The sequence below is a fragment of the Streptomyces sp. NPDC059567 genome (assembly GCF_042735655.1).
Lineage (GTDB): Bacteria > Actinomycetota > Actinomycetes > Streptomycetales > Streptomycetaceae > Streptomyces.
Genome location: NZ_JBHWBS010000176.1, coordinates 1 through 6,362 on the forward strand (window position 1 = coordinate 1; position 6,362 = coordinate 6,362).

Genomic DNA, 6,362 nt, shown 5'->3' on the forward strand with positions numbered 1-6,362 from the left:
GGCGGGAGCGGTCGCGCCGCTCCCGCCCGACGCCCTGTAGGCCTATTGGCGCCGGTGGGTGACCCGGGTCAGCCGACAGGCGCCGTCAGCCGGTCGCCGCCCTCGGCCGGGTGGATGGTCTCGGCGGGCGGGTTGGCAGTGCGCCGCGCCCACAGCCCGTACAGGAGCGCGGTGACCAACAGCCCGACGATCCACGAGATGTCGGCGCCGTCGAGCTTCTTGGTGATCGCGCCGGTGTACAACTTGGTGGCCAGGAACGGGATCTGCACGGCGACGCCGACGACGTAGCAGGTCAGCGCGGTGACGTTCCAGCGCCCGTAGCGACCCTCCGGGTCGTACAGGGCGGGGATGTCGACGCGTTCGCGGGAGACCAGGTAGTAGTCGACCAGGTTGATCGCGCTCCAGGGGGTGAACACCATCAGGAGCAGAAGCACGAAGTTCTTGAAGTTGGTGAGGAAGTCGTCGCTTGCGGCGAGCGCGATGACCATCGACACCGCGATGAAGCCGACGATGTAGGCGGCGCGTGCGGCGGCGGAGACGCGCGAGCGGCCGTCGAACGAGGTGACGGTGGTCAGGATCGACATGAAGCCGCCGTACGCGTTGAGGCAGTTGACGGTCAGTTTGCCGACCACGATCACCACGTAGATGAGGAACCCGAGGTACGCCGGGCCGGCCAGGTCGCCGAGGAACCCGACCTGGTCGGGCAGGAAGGCCTTGCCGGCGACGGCTGCGGTGAGGGCGCCGAGCGTCATAGCCCACTGAGAGCCGATGACGGAACCGGCGAACGTCGACCAGAACGTCGCTCGCGTGCTGGTGTCGCGGGGCAGGTAGCGCGAGTAGTCGGCGACGTACGGGCCGAAGGTCAGCTGCCATCCGGCGCCCAGACCCACGGCGAGCAGGAACGTCGCCGTCTCGAACTCCTTGTTGCCGACGTGCGCGCCGACGTCGTACTGCGTGAACACCCGGATCAGCAGGTAGCCGAGGCCGAGCACGCCGACGACGGTCGCGATGCGGCCGGCGATGTGGATGAGCCGGTAGCCGGTGACGGCGACCACGGCGGTCAGTGCGCCGAAGATGAGGATGCCGACGTCCGCGTTGTCGATGTGCAGCATCTCGGAGACCGCCTGCCCGGCCAGCACGCTGCCGGTCGCGGCGAAGCCCAGGTACATGAGGATCACCAGCAGCAGCGGAAGGATCGCGCCGTATACGCCGAACTGTGCGCGGCTGGAGATCATCTGCGGTACGCCGAGCCGCGGCCCCTGCGCGGAGTGCAGCGCCATCACGATCCCACCGAGCACGTTGCCGATCAGCAGAGCCGGTATCGCCCAGAGCGCGTCGGCACCGAAGACGACCGCCAGCGCGCCGTCGACGATCGCGGTGATCTGCATGTTGGCGCCGAACCACAGAGTGAACTGGCTGCGCGGCGTGCCGTGCCGCTCGGCATCCGGGATCACCTCGATGGTGCGTCGTTCCATCGCGAGTCGTTCCCCAGGGGCGTGTTGGACCGGCATGTTGGTGACCTCTCCCCGCAGCAATTCCGGCATGTCGGGTTGCCCCGCTGCCGCTGACCCAGGTTGTGCTGCGCCGAATCTGGCATAGAGGTGAACAGACATCAAGGTCTTGAATGAACAATTTCAGCTTCGATCGCAGCACCGCCGGTACCTGAAGTCGACACGCTGATGGCCCTCGACGGAGCGATGCTCGACATCCGCGCCTGTCGGGGCCGTCGGCTGCGGGGCGTGCCGGACGGCGGCATCCGCGCGGCCCTGGTCGCCGGTGACCTCAAGCGCGGGTGGGAGCTTCGGCGGGAGGCGTGGCGGTACGCGGATCTCCTGCCGCCCGGGAAGACCCGGAAGCAGCGCCGCGCTCTGGGCCAGTACAAGGTGCTGCTCTTGGCGGCACAGAAGAACAAGAGGGACAGCACCTGACCGAGGGACGCCGCAGGGCTCCGCCGTGATGGTGGGGTGCGAAGACCGAAGTCGCACGTGTGCAGGTGCTTGTTGGACCGCGTCGACCCGCGACTCGACGGCCGAGCCGAACCGAACCGGCGCAGGATCTCACCGTCGTACCGCTGCTCGAGCTACGCGCAGCAGTGGTCGATCCGGGCCTCGGCATGATGGATGGCCCATGCCGTGGAGCGGCGTTACCCATCATCTCTCCCTGATGGGGCCCAGCAAGGATCCATGTCGCGATATAGCGCTAGTCTTCTGCTCGCGCCGCTGCCTGCGTCGCGCGGAGAGACGTTCGACAGGACCAGGACGGAACCATGTCGGGAGAGATTTCGCCCACCGGGAAGCAATCCGGCCCCGGCTCGTCGCCCGAGCTGCGAGCCTCTCATGCGGACCGGGACCGGGTGGTGGATGTGCTGCGAATCGCGGCGGGGGACGGTCGGCTGACCGCGGACGAGCTGGACGAGCGCCTGGAAGCCGCCCTGTCGGCGAGGACTCTGAGCGAACTGGCCGTGCTCACCACCGACCTGCCGGCCGTGTCGACTGCCGCAGGCGGTAATGCGGCAGAGGCCAAGGACGTCGTCCGGATCGAGCAGGTGTTCAGCGGCGCGATCGAGCGGACGGGCCGCTGGGTGCTGCCACGACGGCTGGAACTCGCGGTGACCTGGTGCGACGTGACGCTCGACTTCACCGATGCCGTGATCACACAGGACACCCTGCGGATCGACGTGGCCATGGCGGGGAAGAGCCTGACGCTGATCACGAGGCCGGGCGTCGAGGTCGATGTCGACGGCCTGACCCTGGTCCACTGCAAGCTCAGGCACCGACGCGTGCAAACGCCCCTGGACACACCGACCACGCTGCGCGTGGAGCTGGTCGGCCAGAAGGCCCACGGAAAGGTGGTGGTGCGGCCCCCGCGTCGGACGTTCGGGCAGTGGCTGCTACGCAGGTCCGCGTCCCCTTCTGCAGGTACGACTCCCTCCTGGTGAACTGCCGGCGGGATCGCCGCTGAGGCGTCCTGGACTGGGCGACGCTCAGATCAGGACGGGACCTGACATAGCAACATCTCCGTCGCCGTCACGCTGGCTGGCTGAGCGGCCTGTGAAACAGCCGTGTCGAGGCGCCTTCCGCCGCTATCCTGGGTCGGCCGAACATGGGGCGGCGGGCTCAGGGACACGGGCAGCGGGGGCGCGATGTCGAACATCAGCACGGTACGTCCGGCTCCGCCGGCACCCGAGCCGACCGGACCCGGGCGACTGGCCAGGCTGCGTGTTGCCGTGGCCTCCCTCGCACCGTTCACCGCGGCTCTCGTCGCATTCACGTCCGTGCTCGACTACGTACCGGACGATTGGTTCACGGCGGCCTTCCTGCACTATCTCTTCGCCGGGCTGTGCGCCCTGTGCGTCGGCCTGTCGCTGCGGCTTCTCACCCGCTTCGGCGGCTGGTCCGCCGCTCCGCAGCGGGGGCCGGACGCGACGGACGGGGAGTTGCAGCATCCCGCCGCTGCCGTGATACTGGGCGAGTCCGTGTCCGGCGTGGTGGCCGAGCACCGCATCGTGAACCACCAGGGCACTCTGCTGCACGGCTGGTCCCAGTACCTCGACGACCCCGTGCCGCCTACCGCCGTCGGCACGGCCTACGGTCTGCGGCTCGTGACGCTGCTCGACGTCCGCGACGGCAGGATCAGCCGGCACCGGCTCGCACAGACCCTACTGGCCCTGCAGAAGCCCGGCGGCGGCTGGGCGGCCAGCACGCAACGAGAGCTCGGCAGGCCGGAGATCACCGCCTGGGTGCTGTCGGCGCTCTTCCGCGCGGGCTTGGACGACGGCCTGAAGGACGAGTTCGTCCGGGTCCTGGAGGGAATGCTCGACCCGGCGGTCGACTCCATCGGGATGAACAGCACCACCGTGGTCGCAGCCGCCGTCTCCACACTCGCGGAGGTCGCCCCTGCCTCGCCGAAGCTGCCGGAGCTCGCACGTCGGCTCGTGGACGGCGGGCGCAGTCAGGAGATTTCCGGGCAGACCCTGACACACTGGAGCGAGAGCCTGTCCGGCGGCGCGCACTCGCCCGTGCACACGGCCCGCGCCGTAACGGCCTTGCATCAGGCGGCGGCTGTGGTCCGCACCAACTCGGCATGGCTCAACGCGGCACGGGCTGGTGTGGCGTCGCTTTGCGAAACCGACATCTCTCTCCACACGACAGTCGAACAGCTGCGCCGCCCCGTCGCCGACGGCAGCGTCGACGCGCTGTTCGTGGGCCATTTCACCGCGGCATGGGTCGCCCGCGCCATCATGAGCGGGGACGTGAGCGCCGCGCACGAGGAGCGGCTTCGGGACGCGGTCGGAGACGTGCTGCAAGCCCGAAGAAACGCGCTTTGGCGCTGGCACGACGGTTCCGCGCCCATCTGGATGACGTACCAGGGCGCACGGGTACTGAAGGACTACGCGTTGGGGAACAGCACATGGCTTCGCTAGACCGGTACATCGACGCCGACCTCCGCGTGGCGACCTGGAACGTCCACGAGGCTGTTCCGGAGGGCGGGACGGACGACATCTTCCAAGGCGGCGAATCCGCGTACTACTCCCGCAGCGTCACCGACATGCTGCTGGAGGGCGCCATCGACGTCATCGGCATGCAGGAGGTCGGGTTCAGCGGCGAGGGCCGGTCCGAACTGCTCGACCTGATTCTCGAAACGACGCCCCTGCGCCATGTCGCCGCCTTCCCGCTCCACGCGTCGTCGTTCTTCCCTGGCAGACTCAGCGGAGTCGCGATCGCGAGCCGCTTCCCGCTGCGAGACGTGCACAGGCACCGTCTGCCCAACCCCGGACTCTCGACTCGATTCGGCGACGATGTCATCCACAGCCATGACAAGGGCCTCGTGTCCGCGGTCTGCGAGTCGGACGCCGGTGTCCGACTGGACATCGCGACCGTGCACTCATTCCCCTTCCATCTCTTCGGCAGGGAGGCCACCGAGACCGAGTTCACGCCCGTCTGGAAGTCGCTCGCGGCACGACTGGGAGAACTCTCCGCCCAGTCCCTGCTGGTGTGCGGGGACTTCAACGCCGAACACGCCGCCGAACTGCTGGCCGCGCGTGGACTCCCGCTTGGCAGCGCGATGACGGGAACGACGACATACCGGGGCTCCGCGGTGGACGACGTGCTGCACGGCTCCGGATTCCGGCTGGTGTCGTCGTCGACCGTGCCGAACCTCTCGGACCACTGTCTGTGCCTGGCGAAGCTGCACTGGTCGGACCCCCCGTCCGGGCCCTCCTCCGGCTGACCGCCCCGTGTCCGCCCCCTCGAATGCGTCGGAACGGCTCCCGGCGACCATTGACCGGGAACTGAATCACCTCCTCGGCCCACCGAGAAGCCCATGGCAAGCGGCCGGCTTCCCGTACGCGGACGAACTCCTCGACTGGGCCTCCCAGTGGTCCACACCCGAGCGGATACGGCAACTTGTGCACGTCGTCTGCGAGGACCCGGCTCTCCTGTCGGCCTGCGCGGCGCGTTCCTTCCACCATCCCCTGGGCTTCGACAAGTTCGTGCTGCTCGTCGCGGATCGGTACGAGGTGCGGCTGCACGTGTGGTGGCCCGGGACGCGCGCGCTGCACGAGCATGTTCACGATCACCGTTTCGCGTTCGTCTCGTGCACCCTGGCCGGCGCGGTGCAGTCCACGGTGTACGAGGAGGTGCCGCACGGGGTCCTGATGGCGCGGTACCGGGAGAGCCGGACGGAAGGGGCGCGCGACTACGTCTTCCACGCACCGGAGCTGACCCGGGTGGTGGCGCTCGCCCGGCGGCCCCATCCCGCGGGGACGGGCTACTTCCTGAGCCCGGAGGTACTGCACCGTGTCTGGCCGGTGGCGAACACAGGCACGGCGACGCTCGTGGTGAAGGTTCCGACGCCACGCACCACGACCACGGTCCTGATGGACCCGCTCAGCAAACCGCCCGCCCGGATCCGCCGCCGGTTCCTTGACACGGACACCACGCGCGCCAGGCTTCTACGTGCAGCCAAGTGGTGTGCGCGAGAGGTTTGACGAGCTCCTTTGTGGTTGGCGGTGAGTCGATCCGCCGCCTGATCCGCACGTGGTGCGGTTCGCGCGGTGGGGCCGCCGGAAGAGCGGCGGGCGGCAAGGCCCCCTTGCCACGGCAGGTGCGCCTATCCGGGTCGCTTCCGGATGTCCCCCGAGCGAGAGGCACTCGGTCGGGGTAGGTCGTTTCACGCAGGGTGCCCTTGGGATCTATGAGGAGATCGGCCATGCACGCAGTGATTCGGCGTTACGAAGGAGTGACTGACTCTGCCGAGGCAGCTCGCCTAGGAGCTGTCCGGCCGATCATGTGACTGGCTCGCTCCTGACTCGTTGGTCGGGGTATGGGGCGGGATCAGCGTGGTGACTTATCGGATGCCGA

The 6,362-nt window shown here is 68.6% G+C and carries 6 protein-coding genes; 5 read left to right on the forward strand and 1 reads right to left on the reverse strand.

Annotation, left to right across the window (positions count from 1 at the left end):
* Positions 1–68: 68 nt before the first annotated feature.
* On the reverse strand, positions 69–1,475 hold the full coding sequence (locus ACFVZW_RS36415) for a purine-cytosine permease family protein (RefSeq protein WP_384530792.1): 1,407 nt from the start codon (positions 1,473–1,475) through the stop codon (positions 69–71).
* A gap of 204 nt (positions 1,476–1,679) precedes the next feature.
* On the opposite strand from ACFVZW_RS36415, the gene ACFVZW_RS36420 reads away from it, so the two are divergent.
* The 5 genes from ACFVZW_RS36420 (at position 1,680) to ACFVZW_RS36440 (ending at position 5,989) form a co-directional block, all read left to right on the forward strand.
* Positions 1,680–1,928, forward strand: a complete 249-nt coding sequence (locus tag ACFVZW_RS36420) for a hypothetical protein (protein ID WP_384530793.1) — start codon at positions 1,680–1,682, stop codon at positions 1,926–1,928.
* A gap of 338 nt (positions 1,929–2,266) precedes the next feature.
* Complete coding sequence (locus tag ACFVZW_RS36425; RefSeq protein ID WP_384530795.1) at positions 2,267–2,938, forward strand: DUF1707 domain-containing protein; 672 nt, start codon at positions 2,267–2,269, stop codon at positions 2,936–2,938.
* Between the two features lie 288 nt (positions 2,939–3,226).
* Entirely contained in the window at positions 3,227–4,423 is a 1,197-nt protein-coding gene (locus ACFVZW_RS36430; protein ID WP_384530797.1) for a hypothetical protein, read from the forward strand.
* Complete coding sequence (locus ACFVZW_RS36435; protein ID WP_384530799.1) at positions 4,411–5,229, forward strand: endonuclease/exonuclease/phosphatase family protein; 819 nt, start codon at positions 4,411–4,413, stop codon at positions 5,227–5,229. Before ACFVZW_RS36430 ends, ACFVZW_RS36435 begins: the two co-directional genes overlap by 13 nt.
* A gap of 178 nt (positions 5,230–5,407) precedes the next feature.
* Positions 5,408–5,989 carry a hypothetical protein gene (locus tag ACFVZW_RS36440; protein WP_384530800.1) on the forward strand — a complete coding sequence of 194 codons (582 nt, stop codon included), beginning with the start codon at positions 5,408–5,410 and terminating at the stop codon, positions 5,987–5,989.
* The last annotated feature ends 373 nt before the right edge of the window (positions 5,990–6,362 follow it).